The organism is Akkermansia sp. BCRC 18949 (assembly GCF_045011645.1).
Taxonomy (GTDB): domain Bacteria; phylum Verrucomicrobiota; class Verrucomicrobiia; order Verrucomicrobiales; family Akkermansiaceae; genus Akkermansia; species Akkermansia massiliensis.
Genome location: NZ_CP123619.1, coordinates 1226498 through 1252851 on the forward strand (window position 1 = coordinate 1226498; position 26354 = coordinate 1252851).

Annotated in this window: 21 protein-coding genes; 5 read left to right on the forward strand and 16 right to left on the reverse strand. The window is 61.2% G+C overall.

Features of this window, described 5'->3' with window-relative positions; genetic code table 11:
* Position 1: 1 nt before the first annotated feature.
* A complete protein-coding gene (locus P8A25_RS05065) occupies positions 2–646 on the forward strand; it encodes an NAD(P)H-dependent oxidoreductase (RefSeq protein WP_215443615.1) in 645 nt (214 codons plus the stop codon).
* Positions 647–1018: 372 nt separating this feature from the next.
* Entirely contained in the window at positions 1019–3274 is a 2256-nt protein-coding gene (locus P8A25_RS05070; RefSeq protein ID WP_215443613.1) for a family 20 glycosylhydrolase, read from the forward strand.
* A 173-nt stretch (positions 3275–3447) separates the two neighbouring features.
* Here the strand turns inward: P8A25_RS05070 and P8A25_RS05075 are convergent, their stop codons facing one another.
* Positions 3448–4179 (reverse strand): hypothetical protein, encoded by a 732-nt coding sequence (locus P8A25_RS05075; protein ID WP_146019270.1) that lies wholly within the window; start codon positions 4177–4179, stop codon positions 3448–3450.
* Positions 4180–4369: 190 nt separating this feature from the next.
* On the opposite strand from P8A25_RS05075, the gene P8A25_RS05080 reads away from it, so the two are divergent.
* Complete coding sequence (locus P8A25_RS05080) at positions 4370–4771, forward strand: DUF4870 domain-containing protein (protein WP_022397366.1); 402 nt, start codon at positions 4370–4372, stop codon at positions 4769–4771.
* Positions 4772–4861: 90 nt separating this feature from the next.
* Here P8A25_RS05080 and P8A25_RS05085 read toward each other — a convergent pair whose 3' ends face one another.
* The 14 genes from P8A25_RS05085 to P8A25_RS05150 all read right to left on the reverse strand — a co-directional run bounded on the left by P8A25_RS05085 (position 4862) and on the right by P8A25_RS05150 (position 23392).
* Positions 4862–5809: a hypothetical protein gene (locus P8A25_RS05085; RefSeq protein ID WP_146021083.1), complete on the reverse strand. Its 948-nt coding sequence runs from the start codon at positions 5807–5809 to the stop codon at positions 4862–4864.
* A gap of 129 nt (positions 5810–5938) precedes the next feature.
* Entirely contained in the window at positions 5939–6280 is a 342-nt protein-coding gene (locus tag P8A25_RS05090; protein WP_215443611.1) for a hydrogenase maturation nickel metallochaperone HypA, read from the reverse strand.
* Positions 6273–6818, reverse strand: coding sequence for a HyaD/HybD family hydrogenase maturation endopeptidase (locus P8A25_RS05095; RefSeq protein WP_215443609.1), 546 nt, complete (start codon positions 6816–6818; stop codon positions 6273–6275). Before P8A25_RS05095 ends, P8A25_RS05090 begins: the two co-directional genes overlap by 8 nt.
* A gap of 22 nt (positions 6819–6840) precedes the next feature.
* Complete coding sequence (locus P8A25_RS05100) at positions 6841–8013, reverse strand: cytochrome b/b6 domain-containing protein (RefSeq protein ID WP_102721521.1); 1173 nt, start codon at positions 8011–8013, stop codon at positions 6841–6843.
* Positions 8010–9767, reverse strand: coding sequence for a nickel-dependent hydrogenase large subunit (locus tag P8A25_RS05105; RefSeq protein ID WP_022397361.1), 1758 nt, complete (start codon positions 9765–9767; stop codon positions 8010–8012). The genes P8A25_RS05100 and P8A25_RS05105 overlap by 4 nt, the downstream gene beginning before the upstream one ends.
* 26 nt (positions 9768–9793) lie before the next feature.
* On the reverse strand, positions 9794–11014 hold the full coding sequence (locus P8A25_RS05110) for a hydrogenase small subunit (protein WP_022397360.1): 1221 nt from the start codon (positions 11012–11014) through the stop codon (positions 9794–9796).
* Between the two features lie 85 nt (positions 11015–11099).
* Positions 11100–12572, reverse strand: a complete 1473-nt coding sequence (locus tag P8A25_RS05115) for a carbohydrate porin (protein ID WP_022397359.1) — start codon at positions 12570–12572, stop codon at positions 11100–11102.
* Positions 12573–13092: 520 nt separating this feature from the next.
* Entirely contained in the window at positions 13093–14364 is a 1272-nt protein-coding gene (locus P8A25_RS05120; RefSeq protein WP_215443607.1) for an adenylosuccinate synthase, read from the reverse strand.
* 606 nt (positions 14365–14970) lie between these two features.
* Positions 14971–16359: a hypothetical protein gene (locus P8A25_RS05125; RefSeq protein ID WP_022397357.1), complete on the reverse strand. Its 1389-nt coding sequence runs from the start codon at positions 16357–16359 to the stop codon at positions 14971–14973.
* Positions 16360–16385: 26 nt separating this feature from the next.
* Positions 16386–17963, reverse strand: coding sequence for a hypothetical protein (locus P8A25_RS05130; protein WP_215443605.1), 1578 nt, complete (start codon positions 17961–17963; stop codon positions 16386–16388).
* Positions 17964–17977: 14 nt separating this feature from the next.
* Positions 17978–20503, reverse strand: coding sequence for a transglycosylase domain-containing protein (locus P8A25_RS05135; RefSeq protein ID WP_215443603.1), 2526 nt, complete (start codon positions 20501–20503; stop codon positions 17978–17980).
* Between the two features lie 252 nt (positions 20504–20755).
* Positions 20756–21331 carry an aminoacyl-tRNA hydrolase gene (gene pth / locus P8A25_RS05140; RefSeq protein ID WP_215443601.1) on the reverse strand — a complete coding sequence of 192 codons (576 nt, stop codon included), beginning with the start codon at positions 21329–21331 and terminating at the stop codon, positions 20756–20758.
* Between the two features lie 115 nt (positions 21332–21446).
* Entirely contained in the window at positions 21447–22349 is a 903-nt protein-coding gene (locus P8A25_RS05145; protein ID WP_102722491.1) for a DUF58 domain-containing protein, read from the reverse strand.
* Between the two features lie 38 nt (positions 22350–22387).
* Positions 22388–23392 (reverse strand): MoxR family ATPase, encoded by a 1005-nt coding sequence (locus P8A25_RS05150; RefSeq protein WP_022397351.1) that lies wholly within the window; start codon positions 23390–23392, stop codon positions 22388–22390.
* A gap of 103 nt (positions 23393–23495) precedes the next feature.
* On the opposite strand from P8A25_RS05150, the gene P8A25_RS05155 reads away from it, so the two are divergent.
* On the forward strand, positions 23496–24353 hold the full coding sequence (locus P8A25_RS05155) for a carbon-nitrogen hydrolase (RefSeq protein ID WP_022397350.1): 858 nt from the start codon (positions 23496–23498) through the stop codon (positions 24351–24353).
* A 38-nt stretch (positions 24354–24391) separates the two neighbouring features.
* On the forward strand, positions 24392–24910 hold the full coding sequence (locus P8A25_RS05160) for a hypothetical protein (protein WP_215443600.1): 519 nt from the start codon (positions 24392–24394) through the stop codon (positions 24908–24910).
* Positions 24911–24988: 78 nt separating this feature from the next.
* Here the strand turns inward: P8A25_RS05160 and P8A25_RS05165 are convergent, their stop codons facing one another.
* On the reverse strand, positions 24989–26095 hold the full coding sequence (locus tag P8A25_RS05165) for a zinc-binding dehydrogenase (protein WP_215443598.1): 1107 nt from the start codon (positions 26093–26095) through the stop codon (positions 24989–24991).
* Between the last annotated feature and the right edge of the window lie 259 nt (positions 26096–26354).

Here is a 26354-nt window from a genome sequence, read left to right on the forward strand (position 1 = left end):
TATGATCTCTCCGGAACAGTACATTGACGGTCTTGAATGGCGTTACGCCTGCAAGAAGTTTGACCCCGAAGCCCGCATTGAGAAACCCACCTGGCATGCGCTGGCGGAAAGCCTGCGCCTCAGCCCGTCTTCCCTGGGCCTTCAGCTCTGGAAGTTTGTGGTGGTGACGAACAAGGAATTAAAGGCGCGCCTGCGGGAAGTCTCCTGGAACCAGCCCCAGGTGGAGGACTGCTCCCATTACGTGGTGCTTTGCGCCCGCAGGACGGCCACCCAGCGGGACGTGGACCGCTACCTGGCCCAGATTGAGTTCACGCGCCACCCGTCCGCGGAAAAGCTGGCTTCCTCCGCTGATTTCTACACTGGCTATGTAAAATCCCTGACTTCGGAAAAAATGCACACCTGGCTGGATTGCCAGGTGTACATTGCCGCAGGCTTCCTGCTCAGCGCGGCCGCCGCCCTGCGGGTGGATTCCTGCACCATCGGCGGCATGGACCGCGATAAGTATGATGAGATTCTGGGCCTGGACGGCACGCCGTACCGCTCTGTGGTGAGCGTGGCGCTGGGCTACCGCGCGAAGGACGACGATTACGCCCGCGAGGCCAAGGTGCGCTTCCCCGCCGGGGAGGTGATCGACATCCGCGCCTGATTTGTCCTTCCCTTTTCCCCCTGTCCGGGGCCGGATTTCCTGATTGGAGGTCCGGCCCCTTTTTTGTCCGGCAGGGCGTTTACCTTCCGGGCGCATTCCCGCGTCCGGAGCGTGCCTGTTTTTTAATCTCGCCAATAACGGGATGTTTGAGATAATAACTTGCCTGAACAAGATTGGCCGGTCCTCCCGGGCCCGGCGGTTTTCCTTCATGAAACCTGACGCGCGGCAATCCGCCCGGCGGAATGCCTGCCCGGACAGCGGAACGAAGGAGAATTCACCCGCTTTTTCCCCTTTCCCTGCAAGAAAAGGACGGCGGGCGCGTAGTTCTTGGCACGAATCAGATCCTCCTTTTCCCTGAAACGACACGATAACATGAAGAAGAACCTATTCCTGATGATCGCCGCTTTTGCCGCATCTCCCTTGATGGGGCAGGACGCCAAGCAGATTGCGGATTCCCTCACTATCCCTCCGGTGAAAGCGGGCGCGAAACAACTGCCGATGCCAAGCGTCTCCGGAGCCCAGATCAAATTCCTGGGGGCCGACTATGAGCAGCTTGTTAACAGCAAGGGAAAGATAGCCCCCGTTATTTCAGACACCCCCGTCAACGTCAGCTTCAAGGTGACCAAGGACGGCAAGGAAGCCATCAGCAAGGATTATGAAATCATGCTGCAGGCCCCGGACGCCGCCCAGGGCAATCCCAAGCCGCGTATCATTCCGGAAATCCTGCAATGGAAGGGCGGCCAGGGCGAGTACAAGCTGGGGAACACGGTTTCCGTAGCCTGCCCGGAAAAAGAGCTGGCGCAGATATTCACGGCTGATCTGGAAGACGTGGCGGGGAAGAAGGTCAAGCTTGTCCCGCCCGGCGCGAAGGCGGATATTTCCTTTTCCCTGCTGAAAGGCGGCAACCTGGGCAAGGAGGGGTACAGGCTCCAGGTGACCAGGGACGGCGTCCGCATTGGCGCGGCTACGCCCACCGGGCTGTTCTGGGGCACGCGCACGCTGCTGCAGATGCTGCGCCAGACCCCCGGCAGCGTTCCCTGCGGCACGGCAGTGGATTTCCCGCGCTATGAGCTGCGCGGCTTCATGCTTGATATTGCGCGTACGCCCTATCCCCTCAGCTACCTCAGGGACGTGATCCGCACCATGGCCTGGTACAAGATGAATGACCTGCACCTGGTCATCAACAATAACTTCATTTTCCATGAAATGTATGTGGACAAGGGCCGCGATCCGTTCAAGGAGCTCTATGCCGCCTTCCGCCTGGAATCCAACATGAAGGGCAAGGACGGCGTTCCTCTTACGGCGAAGGACCTTTTCTACACCAAGAAGGAGTTTGCGGATCTGGTGGATTACGCCGAACGCCGCGGCATCAGCATCGTTCCGGAGATTGACACTCCCGGTCACGCGCTTTCCTTCACCCGCCTGCGCCCGGACCTCATTTACAAGGGACCCATGAACCATGAAAAGCGCCGCAGCGAGATGCTGGACGCCGCCAACCCGGAGACGATCAGCCTGGTGGGCAAGGTATTTGACGAGTATTTGCTGAAAGACCCCAAACTGGGCCGCCCGGTGTTCGGCAGCAAGGTGGTGCATGTGGGCGCGGACGAGTTTTACGGCAACAAGGAGGATTACCGCCATTTTGCGGACGCCGTGCTGAAGCACGCCCTGAAGCGCGGTTATACGCCCCGCATCTGGGGCAGCCTGAGCACCAAGCCCGGCAAAACCCCCGTGGTGAGCAAGGGCGTTCAAATGAACCTCTGGAGTACCGGATGGATGAGGGCCTGGGAGGCCGTGAACCTGGGTTACGACGTCATCAATACCAATGACGGCGCCCTGTACGTGGTGCCCTACGCCAACTATTACCGCATGGACAGGAACCACAAGGGGCTTTATAATAACTGGATTCCCAACCGCATCGGGAATGAAACCCTGCCTTCCGGCCATCCCCAGCTCATCGGCGCGGCTTTTGCCGTCTGGAATGATGAGACGGACCTCAAGCACTCCGGCTATGCCCCCTATGACATTTGGGGCGTTATTTCCGGCTCCATGGACGTGCTGGCCCAGAAGATGTGGGGGAAGGCCAAGGCTCCGGATTCTTTTGAAGAGCACCGGGAGCTGGTCAAGGCCATCGGGGAAGCCCCCCGTACCAACCCCCTCCACAAGTGGAAGGATTCCAAGCCCTTCTCCGTGGTTCCGGGCAAGCTGCCCCAGCAGTTGAACCAGCCCGCCCTGGGGCCCGGCTACCGCCTCACCATGGAGCTTGAGCTTTCCGCCGCTCCGGAAGGGAAGGAGCAGGTTCTGCTTTCCGGCCCGGAAGGGGAGCTGTTCGCCGTCATGAAGGACGGCACCATGGGCTTCCGGCGGGATGACTCTCTGGAATTCTCCTTCGGCGCCAAGCTGCCCGTCGGCAAGAAGGTGAAGGTGGAAATTGTGGGAGAGCCGGAAAAAACCACCCTCCTCATTGACGGCAAGCCTGCGGGCACCATGGTGCTCAAGAGCTTCCGCAATCCGGACGAAAACTTTGAACCCCGCACGAAGGGCGTGCGCTCCACCTTCGTTCTCCCGCTGAAGGTGCTCGGCTCCTCCTTCCAGGGGAAGGTGTTTGATCTGAACGTCCAGCCGTTGTAACGGCCCGTGCCGGAAGCGGCGCGGCCCGGATAATCCCGGGCGGCTTCTTCCGGAGCCGGGCGGCCGCATGCGCCGCACTCTTTCCAGCGCCCCGCAGTCTCCGGACTTGCGGGGCGTTCCTGTTCCCGGCGCCATTCTGGAGCGCCGGAGATGGGGGAGTTCCGCGCAGCGGTTCAGTCCCGCATGCCCCTGTACCTCATGGGGCGGTAGCCGCTGTTCTCCAGCATGGGGCGGCTGAAAACGCGCTCCGCGCACTTCCAGACCGGCAGGGGGCCGGCTTCACTGCCCAGGAACCTGTCTTTTTCCGCTCCCTCCCAGCGGATGAACAGGAGCACATGGCGTCCCGGAGCAATCAGGATGTCCCCCGTTTTCAGCTCATCCCAGGAGGGGAGGGAAATGGAAAGAGCGGGGAGCTCCCGTGTGGAAAATGGCCTGGACAGGCGCCAGCAGCGGGAGACGAAGCCGGAGCAGTCCACCCCGGCGGCAAAGCGGCTGACGGCGGCATCCCCCGCGGCCTGCTTTTCCGGGGTGCCCATGTCCCCGGCCGCGGCGGGGGCGCCCCCGTTGGCGGCATCCGCCTTCAGGCGTTCGGCGAACTGCCGCGGGGTGTCGAACCCGCCCCATTTGTACGGCATGCCGGTGGAACGCGCGCCGGGCCGCCACCACGCGCCGGCATGGCCTCCGGCTGCGGAGGCGTCCGGCGTGTCTATCCGGATGCCGTCCTCGTCCGTCCCGTGGCGGACGTTCCGGGGAGAGCCCCGCCAGGCCATGGAAGTATAGGCCCGGCTGGTTTCCAGGGCTTCACGGCGGGTGACGGAAGAAGCGGGAGGCAGGATTTCCGGCGCGCCGGGAACACAGGCCCCCAGGCAGGCGGAGAGGGTGAGCAGCGTCAGGGTGTTGGTCATGGACTGCATGTGTAGCCACTTCCCGCCGCGGAGGCAAGGATGATTGCAGGAGAACGCTTTTTATTCGGAAAACGAACGGTCTGGAAGCTTGACTACCGGGTGGAATATGTGAAAAAGGGGTTAACTGAGGCGGAAAGGAATGGAAGAGGTTTCCGTTCGCCCTCCCGCTTCCCATCGCCTTGCATTTTTTATGGACGAAGAACAACAAATTATCCAGGAGCCGGTTCAGGAACCCGCCCCTGAAAAACAGCCCGACAAGACCCAGGCCACTCTTACAGCGGTTTCTCCGCTGGTATCCGTCTTTTTCGGTTTCTCCACCGGCGTGAACATCATTCCGCCCCTGATCTGCTGGCTGGTCTGGAAGGATGCCAACCCCCTGGTGGACAAGGTAGGAAAGAATGTTCTGAATGCCCAGATTTCCTGGGCGATTTATTCGATTGCGGCCTTCCTGTTATGTTTTGTCCTGATCGGCTTCGTGCTGGCTCCCGCGGTCGTCATCGCGTGGATTGTTTTCGCCATTATCACTGCCGTCAAGGTGGCGAACGGGGATTACGATTACGTGGCGCCCCTCACGATTACGTTCCTGAAGTAACGTTTTTTCCACTTGCCCATTTATGAAAAAGCCGCCGGCATTCTGCGCCGGCGGCTTTTTTGCGGAATGGGATCCGTTTTCCGGAGAGGTTCAGATGGGCATGTCCTTTTCACTGCCGCCGTACATGAACGTATGGAGCAGGCGCGTGACCTGGTTCTGTTCCGCGCGCAGCTGGGCGGAGGGGCGCAGCGCGGCGTACGTCAGGCTGTCATGCCCGGTGAATTCCCTCATGTGGAAGCCCTGGAAGCTGGTCATGGGTTTGCTGTCATGGAAGAGCTTGCCCCTCCGGAGCAGTTCGTCAAAGACGTGTTCCGCCTCCCGCGTGCGCGTCAGCGCGTTTTCCGGATGGGGCACGCGGATGACCAGCGCGCCGCCGTCCCCGCGGAAGTTGATGCCCGCTCCGGCCATGACGTCCGCGGAAGGCTGGCTGGTAACGCTGCCCAGAAGCAGCACGCCGTCATCTATCAAATGGATGCGGCTGGCGTGGGCTTCCTCCTTCACGTGAAGCACGCCGCCGTAAATGTGGGTGGATACGCTGCCGGAAAGTTTTTTGATGCGCATCAGGCCGTGCTTGATGACGAGTTCCGAGCCCTCGGCGGGCAGGTCCACTTCCGAGGCGAAGAGCCAGCCGTCCGTCATGGCGATTCTGCCTTCATGCTCTCTGGAGCCCTGAATGCGGCCCTGGCCCATCAGAAGGCGGCCGCCGTTGATCTCCAGGCTGCCGTTGGCCTTGTTTCCCAGGAAAACGGTCATGTGGTCCGGCAGGTTGCCCAGGAGCGTCATGGTGCCTCCGTTACGGATGACCAAGTGGGCGGTGCGGTGCCCGTGATCCGGCTGGTTGGGGCCTCCCACGTAAACGGGCGCGTTGATGATGTAAAGATTGCCGCCGGAATCAACGGTGAGGGAATCCTGGATGTCCGTCTGGCCCTGCACCACGTCATTGCTGATGGTGACCGGGCACATGTAGGAGACGCGGTTCATGGATGAGGCTGAAAGCGGCATCATCCCTGTTAGAATGAATGGGTTGATATTGCTCATGACGCTGGTTACATAGTTGGTTTGACGTTTGAGGCGCGGTGGATGCGCGCCAATGGTATTAGACCGTCCGGGCGGGTAAAATGTTCGGGTAAATTCACCTTATTTTCTTCCGGACGGGAAAAGCGCGGTTCACTCCCATTCCACCCGGGTCAGTTCCAGTTCCCGTCCCCGGAGGATGGCCAGGGCGGGGGCTCCGCAGCCGGGGCAGATATAGCCGTGCTCCGTGAAGGAAAAATCCGCGCTGCAAGCGTCGCAGCGGCACAGGGCCTCCACCCACGTGACGTCCAGGGCGGCGTCCTGCGCGGCATACGCGTCCTTCAGGGCCAGGAAGGCGGATTGCAGGGCTTCCGGCACCACGCCGCTCAGGCTGCCGATGGTCATGTGCACGCGCATCAGCCGGGTTCCCCCGTTCTTTTCCATGAGCCGCCGGGCCATGTCCAGCGCCCCCTCCATGATGCCTACTTCATGCATGCGCGTCTTTCCGGGCCTGGTATTCCTCCAGGGCGCGGGCGATGAGGGTTTCCACCAGGTCCAGCGCCTGCGGCACGGCCTCCCGCACTTCCGCGGACATGGGCTGGCAGAAGTCCGTATGCCCGGCCTCCACCCCCACCAGCGTGATGATGCGCGGCAGGGTTCCGCACAGCTGGGCCGCGCCCAGCACTTCCTTCATGCCGATCTGGTGCGGGGAAATGACGCGGGAGAAATGGCGGGGGAGTTCGTCCCGGCTGCGCGTGACGACGGTTCCGGGCGGGGCCCCCGTCTTGACGGCGTCCAGCAGGATGACCGTATCCGCGTCTTCCAGCAGGGGCAGCAGGGTCATTCCCAGCGTACCTCCCTCCTCCACATGGACCAGCGGGCCGTAGTCCCGTTCCTGAAGACGGTGGGCAAGCTCCACGCCTATGCCGTCATCCCCCATGAGCGGGTTGCCCACGCCCAGCACGAGCACGGGATAGGCGTTCCCCTTCACGGGGCAGCCCCGGAGTTCTTCCGTATATTCCTCGGATTCCATGGAAAGTGCGGGGGAAAGGCAGTTATTCATCCCGGAATTTGACGCCCTTGCGCAGCCAGCGCCCTCCGCTGAACATGGAGGAGATGGTGCCGTCCCGGTCCACGTTTCCGGAGAGGATGGAAAGGTACACGTGAACCATGGCGAAGATGATGAAGCACCACATGCCGATCAGGTGCACCAGGCGCACGTACGGAACCCCTATCAGGTCGTTCAGGGGCATGAACCAGTGGTAGAACCAGTGGCGCGGCTCATACAGGGCGTACAGGGCCAGCCCGGTCACCACCATGGTGGTGAACAGGACGTAGACGCCCGTGTACGTCCACTGCTGTAAAGGATTGTGGCCGATGTAGCGGGGGCCGTCATAACTGCGGGCGAACACGTAGTCCACCGCCGTGGTGAAGAGGTCCTTCCACTGCTGCCTGGAGATGGGGAAGAGGGCCCGGAAGCTCTGGTACTTGTTGGAGGCCATGAAGAAGCAGGAGAAGCGCAGCATCATCACCACCACCAGGGTCCACCCCAGCGCGTAGTGCACGAAGCGGAGCGTGCCGAACTGGAAGGCCCCGTGCAGGTCCCCCATTTTCAGGAACCACCCTTCCGCAATGCAGATGCCGGTGGAAGCCAGCCCGATGATGCAGAACACCCAGGTCCAGTGCAGCACGCGCAGCGGCCAGTCCCAGACGTGGAAGTAGCGGAAATTGGCCTTGGCCATGGAAAGGCGGCGCACGTCTCTCATGGCGTGCATGGGCACCACGCCCAGCAGGCGCCACGGCGCGCCGGGCCGGTGGACGGCCACGGCCACGGGTTCAAAGCCGGAGGGGGAGTATTCCTCAAAAGCCTTGTTCATGCGCTCTTTTTCCAGATGGCTGACTTCACACAGTTTTTCCAGGGCCTTCAGGCTGCCGCGGGCCACCATGAAGGGGGCGGCGTCCTCCTTGTCCGCGGCTTTCAGCATGGCCGTGCTGTACGGCCTTTCCCGGGAGGGAGCCTCCCAGGAATTCTCCTGCTGGGCGTAGGGGAGGGCCACGCCCCGTTCCCGCGCGGCGTGGAGCAGGGCCAGGTCCCCCGGGTCCGTGCTGCCGTTGGGGGAGGCGCACACGGCCAGGGCCAGGATTTCCTCCGGCGTGTAAACCGGGCTGGCCGGAATGGCGTCCTCCACCGCCAGGGTGAGGTCTTTGTCGATAAGAGTCGTTTTCACGGGTCCTGTCTGGTCAGAATGGCCTCCCCTTCCTCGTCAAACAAGTGGACGGCGCAGGATTGGCACGGGTCATAGCTGTGAACGGTGCGCAGGGGTTCCACCGGGCGGGTGGGGTCCACCAGCGGGTGTTTTCCGGTATGGGCCAGGGAATATTCGTACGGCCCCATCTGCCCCTCCGCGTCGCGGCCGGAGCTGTTCCAGGTGCTGGGCACCACGGCCTGGTAATTCACCGTCTGGCCGTTTTCAATCCGTACCCAGTGGCTCAGGCTGCCGCGGGGCGCTTCCACCCAGCCCACGCCCTTGCAGGAGGAGGGCCAGGTTTCCGGCTCCCATTTTTCCGGGTTGAAGGTGGCGGTTTCCCCGTTCTTGATGCGGTCCGTCATCTCCTGGAGCTGGTTCACCATCATGTCCACGTTGATCAGGGCGTCCAGGGAGCGGCCGTACACGCGGCCCAGCGTGGAGTTCAGGAAGGCGTTGTCACGGGGAATGCCCAGCTTGTCGCAGGCGGCGTCCACCCGCTCCACGATGGCGGGCACCCCCTGGGCGTAGCCGATCATCATGCGGGCGTTCGGGCCCACGGCCATCGCGTGGCCGTCGTAGCGCGGGGCTTTCACCCAGGTGTACTGCGGATGGTCGGAGAGCCACTTGTAGGGCGGCCTGGGGCCGTTGTAATCCGCGTTCGTCTCCCCGTCGTACGGGGCCAGGCCCGCGTCCCGGCCTTCCGTGTACTTGTACCAGGCGCTGGTGACGAATTCCTTGATCTTGTCCTGGTCAAAGGGAAGCACGTTTTTATAGTCCCCGTTCAGCAGGACGCCGGGCTTGATCATCCCCTTGCCGGCGGGAGCTCCGGTGTTGATCTCGGACGGGTCCCCGGTGCAGAAAAAGTTGGGGTTGGACGCGCCGATGTGGGCGTAATCCTTGTAAAATCCGGCGATGGCCACGATGTCCGGGTAGTACACCTTGTGGATGAAGTCGTGGCAGGTCTGCACCAGCTGTTTCAGGTAGCTCAGGGCAAACTGGTTGATGGCCTGGTCATTGTTCATGTTGATGGCGCAGGCCATGCCGCCCACCAGGAAGTTCGGGTGCGGGTTCTTGCCGCCCAGGATGGTGTGGATCTTGATCATGTCCCGCTGCCAGACCAGGGCCTGGAGATAGTGCGCCACGCCCAGCAGGTTCACCTCCGGCGGCAGCTTGTAGGCCGGGTGGCCCCAGTAGCCGTTCGTGAAAATGGAGTACTGGCCGTGGGCGATGGAGTCCTTCAGCTTTTTCTGCACCCCGGCAAAGTACGTGGCGGAGGACAGGGGCCAGTCTGAAAGGGATTTGGCGATGGCGGCGGTTTCCTTGGGGTCCGCCTTCAGGGCGGACATCACGTCCACCCAGTCCATGGCCTGGAGCTGGTAGAAGTGGATGACGTGGTCCTGGATGCCCAGGGCGCCGCTGACCAGGTCGCGCATGAGGCGGGCCTGGACGGGCACCGGGTATTGCAGGGCGTCCTCCACCGCGGCCAGGGCCGCAATGGCGTGCGTGCCCGTGCAGACGCCGCAGATGCGTTCCACGAAGGCCCATACGTCCCGCGGGTCCCGCTTGCAGGCGATCACCTCAATGCCGCGGTACTGCGTGGTGGAGGTCCAGGCGTTCTTGATGACGCCGTCCCCGGCCTCCATCTCCACGCGCAGGTGGCCTTCAATGCGCGTCACGGGGTCAATGACCACCCGGCTGGATTCCGGAACGTCCGCTGATGTGTAATTGCTCATGGTAATCTGGTGGTGAAAGCTTCTGGTTATTCTTCAGTTTCCTTGTCGGGCGAGCCGGGAGCGTCCCCGAAGGCGGGCAGGGAGACGTTCGCCTCCTCCTTCATGTGCTGCTTCTTGTAATGGATGGCGGAACCTACGGCATGGGCGGCGATCGCCGCGCCCGCGCCGGCCACGCCCACGGCCCCGATCACGTTGGCGGAGGCCTCCACGCCGAAGCCGTTCACGTTCGGCAGCGTCTTGTAGAAGGGGGTCATGCGGTCAAAGAAGTACAGCTCCGTGCAGCCGATGCACGGGTGGCCGGACTGGATGGGGAAGCTGACGCCTCCGTTCCACTTCACGATGGGGCAGGGGGAAAACGTATCCGGCCCCTTGCAGCCCACCTTGTACAGGCAGAAGCATTCCCGCGCGTTCTCATCGTCAAACACGTTGACGAACTGGCCGGCGTCAAAGTGGGCGCGGCGCGGGCAATTGTTATGGATGCGGGTGCCGTACGCCATCAGCGGGCGCGTCTCCAGGTCGCATTCCGGGGCGCGGTCAAAGGTCAGGATGTACATGATGACGGCGGTGATCACGTCCCCGATGGGCGGGCAGCCCGGCACATTGATGACCGTGCGGTCCGTCAGGATGTCCCGGATGCCCACGGCCCCGGTGGGGTTGGGGCGGGCGGCCTGGATGGAGCCGAAGTACGCGCAGGAGCCCACCGCCAGGATGTAGGAGGCGTTTTCCGCGCAGTGGCGCAGCATGTGCTCCACCGTATCCCCGGCCACGGTGCAGTACACCCCGCCGTCGTTGACCGGGACGGAACCGTTGATGACGAGGATATGGGGTTCCTTGATGGCCTCTTCCAGGGCGGCGTTGGCTGCGTCCCCGGAGGGGGCCATCAGCAGCTCCACGTAAGGCATGGAGACGGCGGAAAGCACCATGTCCCCGATCTCCTCGTTATAACTGCGGATGGTGCTTTCCAGGCACCCAGTGCATTCCTGGAGCTGGAGCCAGATGACCACCGGACGTTTCAGGGCGGCCATCTTGTCCGCAATCTCCTGGGCGTTGGAAACGCCTCCGGTTACAGTGGCCACACCCATCAGGGCGATCATTTTCAGGCACCATTTATTGAATTCGCGCCGGCTGACGCCGCGGCGCTCCATGTGTTCCCCCAGGGTTTCCCCGGGACGCCATGTGGTTAAAATCTCATGATTCAGGGAGGCCTGCTCCGCCTCCTGCATGGAAGGTTGCTGCGTGCGCTTCATGTGCGTGGTCCAAATAAATCGTTTCCATTTAGACACGATTTCCGGGAAATGCGATCAATATTTTCCAATTTTTCAGGGGCTGCCCCTACCAGGACCAGACGTTCTGGATTTGGAAAACCACGGCCGTCTGGCCCCTGCGGCCGTTGACGGGATTCTTGACGAGCTGAATGTCAGGCTGGAGCGTCATGGTGGGCGTCACCTGGGCCACATAGGTCAGTTCAATGCCGTATTCATTCTTGTTCACGTACGGGCCGTTCTTTTTGGCGCCCTGCTGCCAGAGGAAGCCCAGGCCCAGGTAGCCGTCATTGGAGGCGCCTTTTCCGCGGAAGGGGGAGAGGAGCACCAGCCCCGTGGTGGCCGCGCAGCGCACGCCGGTCAGCGTGGCGGCGTCATCGCTGGCCCAGCCGCCGCGGAAGAACCAGCCCAGGTGGCTGCTGCGGCCAAGCTGCTGCTGGAAGTTCACGGCCACGCCGCCGCCGTTTTCACTGTTGCTGGTGGTGAAGAAGGGCTGGAGGCGGTACACGCCGGAACCCATGCCGCAGAAGTCCTCCGCCACGTAGCCGAATTCAAGCACGTTCGTCCAGTTGTCCGAGTTCAGGTTCCTGAACGGGTTGTGGTTCTGGGTCATGTTGTTGGCGGCGGTGGCTCCCATCACGTAAAAGGAGGTGGTGGGCTGCCATGCGAAATGGAAGCCCAGGGAGTTGTCCGTCAGGGGCAGCATGGGGTTGTTGCCGAAGACGCTGTTGGTCAGGTTATTGTTGTGTGAGTTGGCGTAGGCGTTGTGGTCCATGTAATTGGTGGTGTCCAGCTGGCCCGCCATCAGCAGGAGCTTGCCGCCCGCTCCCACCCATGCCAGGCTCAGGTTGCTGAGGTGGGGGTCCGGCCCCTGGAAGGAACTGGTGGGATTCTGGAGGGAGCCCAGCGTGGTGGCGGGGCCCTTGCTCCCTTCATTGAAGTCAAAGCCGTTGCCGAAGTCGAACTCGGAGGCCAGGTACAGGCCGCTCCCCGTGGAGTTGTTGCGGAAAATGGTGATATTGGTCAGCAGGGAGCCGTTATAGGAGGGGAAATCCGTCTTTCCGTTCAGGCCGCCGCCCGTCAGTCCCGTGTAGTTGAAGCCGAACTGGGCGGAATAGGTGATGCCGTATCTGGACAGGGCGGTCTTGATTTTCTGCGCCCCGGTGGAAATCATGTCTTCACGGATCCAGGCATTCGGTTCCGCGCAGGTGTTGCCGAAGACGTAGGAACTGTCCAGATACGGCATCATCTTGAGAGGCTTGGCCGCAAACCATTCAATGCCGGGGGCGGAGGGCCTGGCCTCATGCTGGAGAAGAACGCTGGGCCTGGTGGGAACGCCGGGCGTCCTCTTGGTGATTTGTTCTTCCGGACGCATGCCCTTCAGCAGGCTGGGGCTTATTTCCCTGCCTTCCAGGGTTTTCACGCGCAGGCCGCGTTCCGTGTTCAGGTAGGGAGGCGTGGTCGTCACTACGGGTGCGGGCTGCTGGGCCAGGACGGGATCGCAGGAGGCCACGACGGCGACGGCGCACAAGGAGGGAAGCATGACATGTTTCATATAGACAATCAGACAAGACAGCAGACGGAAGTGTCATAACTCAACTGAAATGCTGACACGAATACCTGTTTTTTCCCGCCTTTCCGCAAAAAGGGAAGACTGCCCCTCCCGCCGCCTCATTCAACCGGGCATGAGCAAGCAGATGCGGTTCTCCGTTTCCTGGCGTCCGTGCCGCCGTATTCCAAACAGCGTGGAGGGGGAGGAAGGAGGAAAGGCATGCCCCCTGTTCCGTCCCGGATTCCCTTGGTTGGCAGTTGGCCGTGGAAACGCTTCCATAGAAGAACGAGAATGGGAATATGAGAGAAGGAAGGGAGGGCTTTGAAGGTAAAAAGGCTGGTTATAACCGGGCTCCTGTACGGATTTCAATAGAGAGTGGAGAGTGGAGAGTGGAGAGTAGGGGCGCAAAGAAAAAGGCGGAGAAGGCAGAAAAAAAGAGGGCCGTTCCGCGCTGGGGAAGCGGAACGGCCCTTGAAGGTAAAGGGAGGCTTGGGAAAGCCGGAATAGGGGGTTATTTCACGGCGATCGTCTGTTCGCGGTCGGGGCCCACGCCCACGGTCGTGACGGGGCAGCCGATGAGCTCGCTCATGCGCTTGACGAATTTCCTGGCGTTTTCCGGAATCTCTTCCCAGGAACGGCAGGCGGAGATGTCCTGCATCCAGCCGGGCACCGTTTCATACACGGGCTTGCAGCGTTCCCATTCGTCCACCGTGGCGGGCGGATAGGCCAGGATTTCACCGTCCAGGTCATAGCCTGTGCAGATTTTGATTTCCGGGCACTTGTCGTAGCCGTCCAGGTTGGTCATGGCCATTTCGTCAAAGCCGTTGAACATGGCGGAGAAGCGGAGCAGCACGCCGTCCGCCCAGCCGCAGCGGCGGGGACGGCCCGTAGTGGCGCCGAATTCGCGGCCCATGCTGTGCAGGTGGTTGGAGATTTCTTCATCTTCCGTGACGAAGGGGCCGGAACCCACGCGGGTGGTATAGGCCTTGCACACGCCGATGATGCGGTCAATCTTGTGCGGCGGAACGCCCGTGCCGGTGCAGGCGCCGGCGGAAGAGGTGTTGGAGGAGGTGACGAACGGGTAGGTGCCGAAGTCCACGTCCAGGTAAGCGCCCTGGGCTCCTTCAAAGAGGATGCTCTTTCCGGAGGCCACGGCTTCATGCATGACCGGGATGGTATTGGTGATGTGGGGGCGCAGCACGTTCGCGGCGGCAGTCACTTCCGCCACCATTTTTTCTTCATCCATGGAGGGAAGGCCCATGCGTTCCATTTCCGCGTTCGCCATCTTGATGCGGCGGCGCAGCACTTCGTCAAAAATCCTGGGATCCCTCATGTCCGCCATGCGCACGCCTATGCGGCGGGCCTTGTCCGCGTACGTGGGGCCAATGCCGCGCTTGGTGGTGCCGATGGCTTTTTTGCCGAGGGCGGATTCCTGGGCGGCGTCCATTTCCTTGTGGAAGGGGAGGACCACGTGGGCGCGGTCGGAGATGAGAAGGTTGTCCTTCGTGATGGAGACGCCCTGGCCGCGGAGTTCATTGATTTCCTCCACCAGGCCGATGGGGTCCAGCACCACACCATTACCGATGACGCAAAGCTTGCCCGGCCACAGGATGCCGGAGGGGACAAGGTGAAGGATGTACTTCTTCCCGTTGGCGATTACGGTATGGCCCGCGTTGTTGCCGCCCTGGCCGCGTGCCACCACGTCGGCGGATTCCGTCAGGAAATCGATCATTTTGCCCTTGCCTTCGTCGCCCCATTGGGAGCCGATAATAATGGTATTCATGATAAAAATGGAACTCGGAGACCTTAATGAGATTCCCTCCTTATGGCAAGACAATCTTACAAAGTTGTTAAGTTTTCCTGATAAGATGAGTTTGAAGAAGGGAAACGTTCCGGGGAGCGGAGCGGGGAGGATGAGCGTGGCTGTGCCGGATTCTCCGGGTTCAGGACAAGGAATGAGGCAGGGAATGAGGCAGGGAAGGCAATGCCGGAGGAGGAAACCGAAAGAACATGCAATCGTAAAAGGAAACGGTGGAAATGCTGATTCACGGTGGTTTTGCGCCTCCGGCGTCCTGGGAGCCGGAAGATTCTCGCCTCTCGCAGGTAAAAGCTTTTCCGGAGCGCAGAGGCGGCTTTTCTTTCAAATACCCGTCGCTCCGCTCCGGCGGAGGCTGCGATGAGGGACGGAGGCCCTCATTTCCAGGGGCGGCCGGACGTGAAAAGAACGATGGAAGTGTTTGCTAACCGCATATTTGCGGTTTCCGCCCAATACCCAGGGCATCCGTAAGGGGAAACTTTTCCTTCCTGTAAAACCTCCCCGGCAGGTAGCAGGTAAGCCGCCGTTGGAAAAGCACTGGAGAGTGGCCGCACAGACTTTTTAAAGAGGAGGTCAGCGGAAATGCAGGGCGGAGCGGTGAGCCTCCGCGGGAACCAGAGTTTTCCAGATGTCTTCATCCGCGGCGATCATGCGCTGGATGTCCCGCGGCGTGTGGCGCAGCAGGAATTCATTGAAGAAGGGGACGTCAACCACCAGGCCGTTCGCCAGGAAGTGCTGGTACAGGTGCACGTATTGTTCCGGGGCGCGGAAGGTGCGCGCCGTGACGAATTCCCCGGATTTGCGGTTGAGCCAGGGAGAGACGTACAGGCGCGTCTTGTTCTGGAAGGTGCGGCCGAAGGATTCCAGGATGCCGCCGGGGATGTCCTCCGTCCATTTTTCCTTGAACAGTTCGTTCAACAGGCCGATGGAGAGGGCGATGGCGATGGGCTCATTCGTGTAGCGCGCCAGCAGCTCGGACAGGTTGTCAAAACGGGCCATCTTGGTAATCAGCACGTTCTTGCCCAAGGCTTTCAGGCTGTCCGCGCGGTCCAGGAATTCCAGATGGTCCACGTCCCCGCCGCGGAGCAGGTTGTTCATGGATATTTCACAGATTTCCAGGCAGCGGTCCGCCTGCGTTTCATTGATGTGCGAGAGGAAGCATTTTTTCACCTGCGCCATGACTTCCAGATGCAGGTTGCAGACGGGATTGAAGCTGCCCCTCATCAGCACGATGGGGCGTTTGTACAGCACGTCCGCCGCCTGGGCCACCTGGCCGTTTGCCAGGAACAGGGTGGCCGGCGTCAGACCGGATTTGACGAGCTGGAGCGCAAAAAGGCGGTTGTCCACCATGGAGAAGCCGTGGCCCTCAAAGCGGACGACGTCTATCTCCACCAGGCGGGGATCCAGATTGTCCACCAGGGATTCAATGAATTCCTCCAGCCGGTCCCTTTTGAAAAAGACGGCGTGCAGGATGTTGACGCCCAGGATGCCCAGGTCCTTCATCTGGCTGTCGTGGTCCGGGTCATTCAGGCGCACGTGAATGATCAGGTCGGACGGTTCCGCCTCCGGCTTCAATTGGAAGCGCACGCCTATCCAGCCGTTCCACGGGCCGTTGTCCCGGTAGCCTTTCACCTTCACCGTATTGCAGAAGGCGAAGAAGCGGGTGTCCTTGCCGCGCTTGGGCCCCAGGCGGTTGACGAGCTGGGTGAATTCGTAATCCAGCATGCCTTTCAGGCGTTCTTCCGAGACGTAGCGCTTGACGGGGCCGTACAGCGTGTCGCTGACGGTCATGTCATAGGCGGAGATGGTCTTGGCCACCGTGCCGGCGGCCCCGGAGGCACGGAAGAACCAGTTGGCCGTTTCCTGGCCGGCGCCTATTTCCGCAAAGGTGCCGTAAATGGTGGTGGCCAGATTGAGTTGGAGGGCTTTGTCCTGTGTTTGCGCTAATGCTTTGGAACTCATGGAAAACGGGAACCGGTTCTGGATTGTCAGTTGGTGGTGGGAAGGAGGTTGCGGGTGGCGTCGCTCATCCATCCGGAATACAGTAGCTTGTCAATAATGACGGACTGGTTGCCGGGCAGGTCCGCCGGGTAGTGAATGAGCACGCAGGCGCGCACGGGGCCGTTGTAAAGGAGCTTGGTCAGTTCCAGCGCCAGCGGGGAATACCTGTCCACGTACGCGTTCAGGCGCTCCCCGTTGGGGAATTCCAGGGAGAAGTTGATGTAGGCGGTATTGCGGTAGCTTTCCGCGGAGGATTCCTCCAGGAAGGGCGGCTGGTAGATGCCGGGCATGCTGAGGGCTATTCTGACGGGGACGGGTTTGGAGGGCTTTTTGGCTTCCAGCTCCGCCGGGAGCATGGGGGAGTAACCCTCCCAGGCTTCCCAGTCCAGCTTCCATTTGCCGGAGTTCCGGTCATACAGGAAGATGGCCGGGCGGACGGTGTTGTCATCCATCAGCACGGATATCTGGAGCAGGTCCCCGTTCTTGGAGCTTTTCCCCGCTTCCTGCGGCAGGTAGTCCTTGTACCGCCCGTAGGAGGCCCAGTGAGCCATTTTGGGGCGCACGGCCTCGGGCTCCATCACGTAGTTGAGCCTTTCTTCGTCTGATTCCGCCATGCAGTAGAGGGCCAGTTCATTCATGGCTGCCGTGATGTGGGCGGAGACGGATTCCACTTCCCGGTCTTCCTCCCTGCGGGGATGGGTCATGAGCCGGTATTGCTGCTCCCTCCGCTCCAGTTCCGCCAGCAGGTCCTTGTTCACGTCCAGGGAGAAGACCGCTTCATGGTCCACAAACCGGTCTGAAATGTTCAGAATCTTGGAGCCTTCCGCTTCCATGTCCTTTCCGCGCAGGAACATGAACACGCCCAGCGAGGCCAGCACCAGGCCGGAGACAAAGAGCCAGATGTGCCAGGTGGGGCGGCGCTCGCTGCGGGCGGCTTCCCGGGCGGTGGGCTGGTATTCCGGCTCTTCATGCGCCAGGGAGGCGCTGCGGGCGGCTGTGATGGCAGGGGCGGCGTCCCCCTTTTCCTTCCGCTTGCGGATTTTGGTGGTGGGTTCCGCAGGGATGGGGATGGAAGGCCTGGTAACGGCAATGCTCCGTTTATCCGTCTTTTTCTGAGGCGTAAGAGATTTGTGGGAAGATGCGGACGGGGAAGCGGAGGGGCTTTCCTCCTGCGCGCCGCCGTGCCGGACGGAGGCTGCTGGTTCAGGCGTCCCTTCCGGGATTTCAGGCGCTTTTTCCGGAGCTTCAGGCATCCGTTCCGGGGCCGTTGCTGGCTCTTCCTCCTGCCGGGTGGCCGTGACGGTGGAATGGCAGACGGGGCATTTCACCTTGTTCCCTATGCAGGAGGGATTGACGGCAAAGGAATTGTTGCACACGTTGCAGCGGCAGGGGACGGCGGCCTGTTCTTCCGTTTCATCCTTGACTTTCTCTTCCTGCCAGGCGGTGACCGGAGCGGCGCAGATGGGGCATTGCACCTGGTTTCCCAGAAAAGACGTTTTCACGGCAAAGGGGTTTCCGCATGACGGGCATGTGCAGGCTACCGTATCCTGGGAGGGGGAGGGCATGGAAGAAAAGGGAGTTACAGGTGGATGAATTCCGGAACGGGGATGGTGATGGGCTTGGGAGCGGGCAGCGTGATGCTCGTGTCCGTATGGTCCGGAGAAACGGGGTCTGCGGAAAGGGCCTGGGCTTCCGGCACGTTTTCACCCGCGCCCAGCAGTTCATAGTTGCGGTTGGCGGGACCCTGGTTCAGCTCCGTGTGGTAGGGGTCGTCCCCCTGGAGGATGGCCTTGGTGGGCAGGATGGGCGGCAGGGGCAGGATGCGGTTCTGCGCCGTGAAGGGTGAGACGGGGGCGGAGATGTCCTCCCCGTGGAGGTCGCAGAAGGGAAGGCTGGAATCCCCCTTGCGGAGGTATTCAAACATGGTGTGGCGGCGGTATTTCTTGTCCACCGGGTCAATGTCATAGCAACTGTGCGTGGCTCTCTTCCCGGTGGTCAGGCAGATTTCCACCCGTTCCACGCTGGGGGGCGGGGCCAGTTCCCCGGCGGGGAAGAGGCGTTCCGCCTCCGTGACGGCGGCGCCCAGGACGGAGGCGCAGGTGTCCGACGAGAAGGCCCCGTTGTAAATGGGTTTTTTCCCTTCCAGGAAGCCTACCCAGATGCCGCAGGTGATGCGGCTGTCATAGCCGAACAGCCAGTTATCCGCAAAGTCATACGTAGTCCCCGTTTTCACGCCCCCCTTGAAGTCTTTCGGCAGATGCGGGGCCACGCGCTGGGCGGAGCCGTTTTTCAGGGAGGAATTCAGGATGTTGTGGAGCTGGAAGGCCGTGGCGGTGGAGGTGGCCCCCTTCCGCACCTGGGCGTTGTTCCGGGTTTCAATGGCCTGGTTGGATTCCCAGATCAACTGGCCGTCCTCATCCTCTATCCTGTCCAGGTAATAAATGTCCTGCGGGCGGGAGCCGCCGTTCGGGATGGCGGTGTAGGCCAGCGTCATTTCCTTCAGGGAGGCGGGTTCCGTGCCCACGAAAATCTTGGGGCGGTAAACGGGGTTCACCTCCGTGCTGCCCGCTTCACGCACGGGCTTGCGGATGCCGAAGTCCGTGAGCTTTTTCACGAAGGGGGATGTGCCCATGTCCATCCCCATGCGCAGGGAGGCGGCAATCTTGGAGGCGGACAGGCCGCGGTGGGCGGTAATCATGCCTTCATAGCGGTTTTTGGAGCTTTCCGCGCCCCATTCCCCCAGGATGCCTTCCGAGCCGCCGATGCCCGTCAGGCGGTTGTCAATGGCGTCGTCCAGAATGCGGGTGACGGGGCTTTTGCCCGTGTCAAAGGCCGTAGCGTACAGGAAGGGCAGGATGGCGGTGCCGGTGGGGCGGGCGCCGTCCTTGATGGCGTCATACTGGCGCTTGGTGTAGTCCCTGCCTCCGTGGTAGGCCAGAACGGCGCCGGACTGGTTGTCCACCACCAGCAGGGCTCCTTCCAGGTAACGCGGCTTGTCCCCGGAGGCTCCGTGGTAGTCCGCGGCCTTCTGGTGGCGGTAGCCGGGGCGTTTTTCAATGTTTTCCAGGGCCTGTTCCAGGGATTTCCCGGTGGCCTCCTGAAGCTTCCTGTCAAGGGTGGTGTAAATCTTGAGGCCGGCGGCATTCACGCGGTCCTCCCCCAGATAGGCGGTAATCTCTGCGGAAATGCGGTCGTAAATGTGGGAGACGCCGCGTTTCAGCGGCCTGGGGTTGAGCCCCAGGTCCATGGCGGAGAGGCGTTCCGCTTCATCCGGCGTAATGTACTTTTCCCGTGCCATGCGGTTGAGCACATGGTTGCGCCATTTCAGGTTGCTTTCCGGATTATTGAGGGGGGAAAGGCCGTTCGGGTTTTTAATCAGGGCGGCGATGGAGGCGGCCTCCCGCGTAGTGAGGTCCGCAGGTTCCTTGCCGAAGTAGCCCAGAGAGGCGGCGCGGATGCCGTAGAACCCGCTGCCGAAGTAAACGCGGTTCAGGTAAAACTCCAGCACCTGGTCCTTGCTGTACCGTTCCGTAATGCGGCGCGCCAGCGCTATTTCCACGAATTTGCGGCCAAAGCTGCCTTCATTCCTGGCCTTGGCCCGGTTCTTCAGGTCGTACGCGTTTCTGGCAAGCTGCTGGGTGATGGAAGAGGCTCCCTGGTTGGCGTCCCCGCTGTTGTGGATGTATTCCCTGCCTGCCCGCAAAATCCCCAGGAAGTCATAGCCCGGATGCTCCCGGAAGCGGGAATCCTCCTGGGCGATCAGCGCGTTGACCATGGCGGGCGAAATCTTGTCCAGCGTGACGTAGCTGCGGTTTTCCACATAAATGCGGCCTATTTCCTCCCCGTTCCGGTCGTAAATGATGCTGGGCTTTTCCAGGTCGTTGATACGTTCCAGGTCAAACTCCGCCGCCCAGTTGTCATAGCGTTTCCAGGCCATCATGAAGCCAAAGTAGCCCACGGCCCCCCCGATGGCGGCCAGAACCAGGCACCACAGCGCCAGCTTCCGGACGAAGCTCCAGAATCGCTTCCTGGGCTTGGCCTTGGGTTGGCGCCTTTTGTTGGGCTGCATGTGCCTGCGCGGAGCTTGTGAACTTAATTCAGCCATGAAGATGAAGCAGGATTTGTCCTGGGAGGAGAAAAAACGTGCAAAAATCCTAGCGGATTCCCGTTTGTTTAGCAATACCGTACACTGTTGGCGAGCGAAAAAAGAAGGCATGCGTCCCGGGAATCTCCCGGAACCCCGCAGGCTACTGAATCATCCTGCGTCCGCAGGACGCGCCGGCTTTAAGGAAAAAGCGCGTCCGTTCCCCGCGCGTTTATATTTTAATGCCGCAAGGGCTTGCGGCGGTCCGGGCGGCTAATGGTCCTGCACGGCGTTGAAAATGTTGCCTGCCTTCGTGATGCCGTGTTCCATGGTGTACAGCACGGCGTCCGTCGCCTTTCCCAGCATCACGTCCAGAAGCTCGCGTTCCTCCGGGCGGAATTTGCCCAGCACGTGGCCGATCATCTCCCCCTTGCCGCGTGGCAGGCCGATGCCGAAGCGGAGGCGCGGGAACTCCTGCGTGCCCATGTGGGCGATGAGCGACTTGATGCCGTTGTGGCCGCCTGCGGAGCCTTTTTCCCGCAGCTTCATCACGCCCAGCGGAAAATCCACCTCATCATGGATGACGAACACGTTGCGCGGGTCCAGCTTGAAGAAGCGCATCATGGGCCCCACGCACAGGCCGGATTCATTCATGAAGGTGGCGGGCTTCACCAGCAGGACGCCGGGACCGGCCGCCAGCTCGCACTTGCGCTGCCTGTCCGTCTTGAACACGGCGCCCCACCCGGCAGCCAGGCGGTCCACCACCATGAAACCCGCGTTGTGGCGGGTATCTTCATAAGTCCTGCCCGGATTGCCCAGGCCCACGATCATTTTAACGGGTGCGTCCACGATGGAAGAGAAGAAAAAAAATGAAAACTGCCGCTTACGGCGGCACGGAAGGCGCGCGGGAAATCCTGCACCCGTTCCGCGGCGCAATCAACCGTTCCGTGAGACAGCCGGGTGCTTATCTGCCCGCTTTCTTCTTCTGCCGCCCCATCAGGAACCCGGTCAGCACGTCCTCCAGGGCGTCTCCGGTCCTGACCAGGCGGTAATCCGCGTTAATGTCCGTGCAGATGCGGCGCGTTTCCTCCAGGTAGCCGGCCACGATGGCGCGGTACTCGTCCGCGATGAGGTCCGGTTCCGTAATCAGGGAGCCGCCGCCCTCCATGTCCACAAAGCGGATGGGGCGGTCAAAGTCGAAGTCTATTTCCAACTGGTCCACCAGATGGAACACGGCCACGTCATGCTTGCGGAAGTGGAGGTGCCGGAGGGCGTTTTTAAGTTCCTCCGTATCCGTGAACAGGTCGGAAAAAATCAGCACCAGGGCACGGCGGCTGACGCGTTCCGCCAGTTCATGCAGGGTCTCCGCCAGCACGGTTTCCCCCTTGGGGTACTGCGTATCCATCTGGCTGATGAGAACGTTCAGGTGGGCAGGGCGGCGGGAGGCGGGGATATGCAGCGTGGCTCCGTCCTTCGTCTGCCGGGAAAAGCTCAGCCCCACGGCGTCCCCCTGCCGGATGGCGATGTAAGCCAGGTTGGCCGCCAGCCTGCACGCGCGCAGGTACTTGGACTCCACCTGCTCCGGGTGGTAATTCATGGAGCCGGAAAGGTCCAGGACGATGTAGGCGCGCAGGTTGGTATCCGCCTCAAACTCCTTGATGTAATACCTGTCAGACCGGGCATACGCCTTCCAGTCCAGCCGGCGCGTATCATCCCCGGAAACGTACTTGCGGTACTCCGCGAACTCCACGGAGGAGCCGCGGTTGGCGCTCCTGTGGCGGCCGGATACGTTCCCCGTCATGCTGTGGCGCGCTTCCAGGGGAAGATTCCCCAGGCGGCTGAGCAGGTCGTGGTTCAGGTACTTCATGGGAGGGCAGGAAAAGGGGATGGATTACGCCGGAACGGTCACACTTCCGCCGCCAGGCGCGCCACGGCCTTGCGGGGCGTGATGCCCTGGGACTCCGCGGCGAAGTTCGTGACCACGCGGTGCATCAGCACGGGCTCCACAATGGCGTCTATGTCCTCCTTGCGGACGATGTAGCTGCCCTGGAGGGCGGCGCGGGTCTTGGCCCCCAGAATGAGGAACTGGACGGCGCGGGGGCCCGCGCCCCAGGCCACGTACTGCTTCACCCATTCCGGAGAAGTCTCCAGGGAGGGGCGGGTGGCGCGCACCAGCTTCACGGCGTACTCGTAAATATGTTCCGGGACGGGCACGCGGCGCACCAGGTCCTGGTAAAAAATGATTTCCTCCCCGGAGAGGACGTGCTTGAGCTCCTCGCTGCGGTTTCCGGTGGTCTCACGGGCGATGCGCATTTCCTCCTCCTCCGTGGGGTAATCCACTTCAATCAGGAACATGAAGCGGTCAAGCTGGGCTTCCGGCAGGGGATAGGTGCCTTCCTGCTCAATGGGGTTCTGGGTGGCGAGCACGAAGAAGGGAGGCAGAAGGGTGAAGGTGCGGCCCATGACGGTGACGCGGCGCTCCTGCATGGCTTCCAGCAGGGCGGACTGGGTCTTGGCGGGGGCGCGGTTGATTTCGTCCGCCAGCACGATGTTGGCGAAGACCGGGCCCTTGATGAACTCAAACTGCCGCTTGCCGCCGGCGGAATCATCCTGGATGATATCCGTGCCGGTGATGTCCGCGGGCATCAGGTCCGGCGTGAACTGGATGCGGTTGAAACTGAGGTCCAGCGTCTTTGCCACGGAGCTGATCAGCAGCGTCTTCGCCAGGCCGGGAACGCCCATCAGGAGCGCGTGCCCGCGGGAGAACAGGGCGATGCTCAGCAGCTCCACGACGCGCTGCTGGCCGATGATGATCTTGCTCAATTCCGCGGAAAGCTCCTTGTAAATGGCGCCGAGCCGGTCAATGGCGGCTACGTCGTCGTCAGGCAGAGATGGGGTGGTGGGTTCCATATTGCATGTACATAACACTTTTCATGCCCTTTTCCATCAAATAATCGCGCCGCATTCATTTTCCCTGCTTGGAATGGGAGGGGAAACGGGGTAAGGAAGGGGCATGCCGAAAATCGCACTCATTCAACTGTCCGCAGACGCCCGGCCCTCCGTGAACAAGGAAAAGACGGAAGCCGCCATCCGGGAGGCCGCCGCCCATGGGGCGCAGATCATCTGCACGCAGGAACTCTTCACCACGGAATACTTTTGCAGGACAGAGGAATGCGACCTTTTCAACCTGGCGGAACCCATTCCCGGAGAACTGACGGAAGCCCACTGCAAGCTGGCCGCGGAGCTGGGCGTGGTGATTGTGGCCTCCGGCTTTGAAAAGCGCGCCACCGGGCTGTACCACAACACCGCCTGGGTGGTGGACGCGGACGGAACGTTCCTGGGCATGTACCGCAAGATGCACATACCGCAGGACCCGGGCTTTGAGGAAAAATTCTACTTCACCCCCGGCGACCTGGGCTACAAGGCGTTCGACACCAAATTCGGGCGCATTGGCGTGCTCATCTGCTGGGACCAGTGGTACCCGGAAGCCGCGCGCCTGACGGCCATGCAGGGGGCGGAAATCATCTTTTACCCCACGGCCATCGGCTGGTTGCCGGAGGAAAAACCCCTGCTGGGGGAACAGCAGCACTGCGCGTGGGAAACCGTGCAGCGCGGCCACGCCGTGGCGAACGGCTGCTACGTCTGCGCCGTCAACCGCGTGGGGACGGAAGGGGAAAGCGAATTCTGGGGGCAGTCCTTCGTGGCGGACTACTACGGCCAAATTGTCGCCAAGGCCCCCGTCAGCGATGAAGCCATCCTGTACGCGGAGCTGGACCTGGACGCGCTGGAAGACCACCGCCGCATCTGGCCTTTCTTCCGCGACCGCCGCATAGACTCCTACGGCGGCATCACGGAACGGTGGGGAAAGTGAATCTGTAGAAGACCCGGCTCATGTATTCGCGGGAACCCATGGACCGGCAACGGGAGCAGGCCGTGGAAGTGCTTCTTGCCATGGAAGGACAGTGCCGTGAATTAGTCATCGATTGTCGGCAGGGAATGCTGGGAAAGCAGGGGTGCCAGGTAACCGTGTTGAGACGTGAACACATCCTGTCCCTCTTGCAGGAACTGAACCGTCTGTATGATTTCGGAATCCCCAGAAGGGAGCTGAATGATGATGATGAGGAAGACGACGAGAATTGCTGTTTTTCCTGGATTTATGAATTTGATTTTTTCCTTCAGGAGTCCGGCTTCCTGCTGCATTTCGTCATTGATGCCGCCCTGGATTCCGACGGCGTCATCAAGAAATATTTGACGCTGGAGAGACAGGTGCATCTGGAAGGGGCGTACCTTAAAGTGAGCGAACCCATGGTTCTTGACCCTGACGCATTGGTGCAATTGAAAAGAAAAGTCGCGGCTATCATGACCGTTCCTCCCAATACGGGGCGTTTTTTGGACTGGAAGGATATCTACCCTGGATTGGATGAGTGACGTTCCTCTCTGGAAAGGCGGCGTAAAAAAACGCCGCTCCCGGAGGAACGGCGTTGAGGTAAGAAAAAGAGTTTCCGCTTAGTCGCAGATGACGGCAATCTTGATGCCCTTCATCTGGACGTTCGTTTCCAGGGCTTCCGTGATTTCATCCAGCTTGAAGCGGTGGGAAATCAGCTTGGTCAGCGGCAGGCCGATGCCGTAGGCGCGCTTCAGGAAGTCGAACGTGGTCGGGTAATCCTGCGGGGAATACACCCAGGAGCCCACGGCGGTCACTTCCTTGTTGCAGAGGTCGTAATGGTGGTTGATGACGCTCTCCCCGCCGTCCATGAAAAAGCCCACTTCACACAGGCCGCCGCCGCGCTTGACGAACTTCCAGGCGTTAGCCCCGGCCTTGCCCACGCCCGTGCACTGGAAGACGAAATCCGCCAGGCGGCCGCCGTTATCCTTCTTCACCGCGTCAAGGAGGCCGTCCAGGTCCGCGTAATGGGTGAAATTGTAGGTTCGGGAGGCGCCCATTTCCCTGGCCAGTTCCAGGCGGGAATCATTGCCGTCCACGGCGATGATGGTTTCAATGCCCAGCGTGCGCAGCGCGGCGATCTGGAGCAGGCCGATGGGGCCGCAGCCCTGCACAAGCACCACGGAATTGAACTTGAGCAGTCCGGTGGACTTGGCGCGTTCCAGGGAATGGACCACCACGGCGGCGGGTTCCACCAGAATGCGCTGGTCCAGCGTCATGCCGGAAACGTTGAAGAACGTGGAACCCTTGCGGATGACCAGGTACTCCCCGAAGTAGCCGTTCAAATGCACGTCATCGTCAGGCATCAGGCCGTACACGCCCACGTTCTCGCACAGGTTGGTGCGGGCCGGGGTATTCAGGCAGGCGTCACAGGTGCCGCAGGGAATGATGCAGGTGACGATCTTGTCCCCCAGGGCCAGGGGATTGCCCGCCGTGTCCTTCGTGATATTCTTGCCCATGGCCACGATTTCCCCCGTGCCTTCATGGCCCAGCACCACAGGGCAGAGGCCGAAGGGGTCCCGGTTGTACTCGTGGCCGTCCGTGCCGCAAACGCCGCAGGCTTCCACCTTGATCAGCATTTCATCATCCCCGATGGCGGGAATGGGGTACTCACGGATTTCAAATGTTTTGGGAGCTGTCAGGACAGCTGCGCGTGCGGTTTGTTGCATAGTGTTCCTACACTACCCTCTGCCGTTCGAACTCTTCAAGAACAAATGAGGATGAAAGGGAATTAACTTGCTGAAAACGGAGAAAAAATTCCCTTTTGCCCCTTCTTGCAATACTCCCGCATCCAGGGAAAACGCATAAAAACAGTGGTTTCCGGAAACTGTTCAGCAAATCTTCCGCTGTCTCTCCAGCTATCATCAAAAAGCTTTTGGGAGCGTTCCATGGCATGCGGCGCTCCCGGCGTGTTTTTCCGCAGTAACC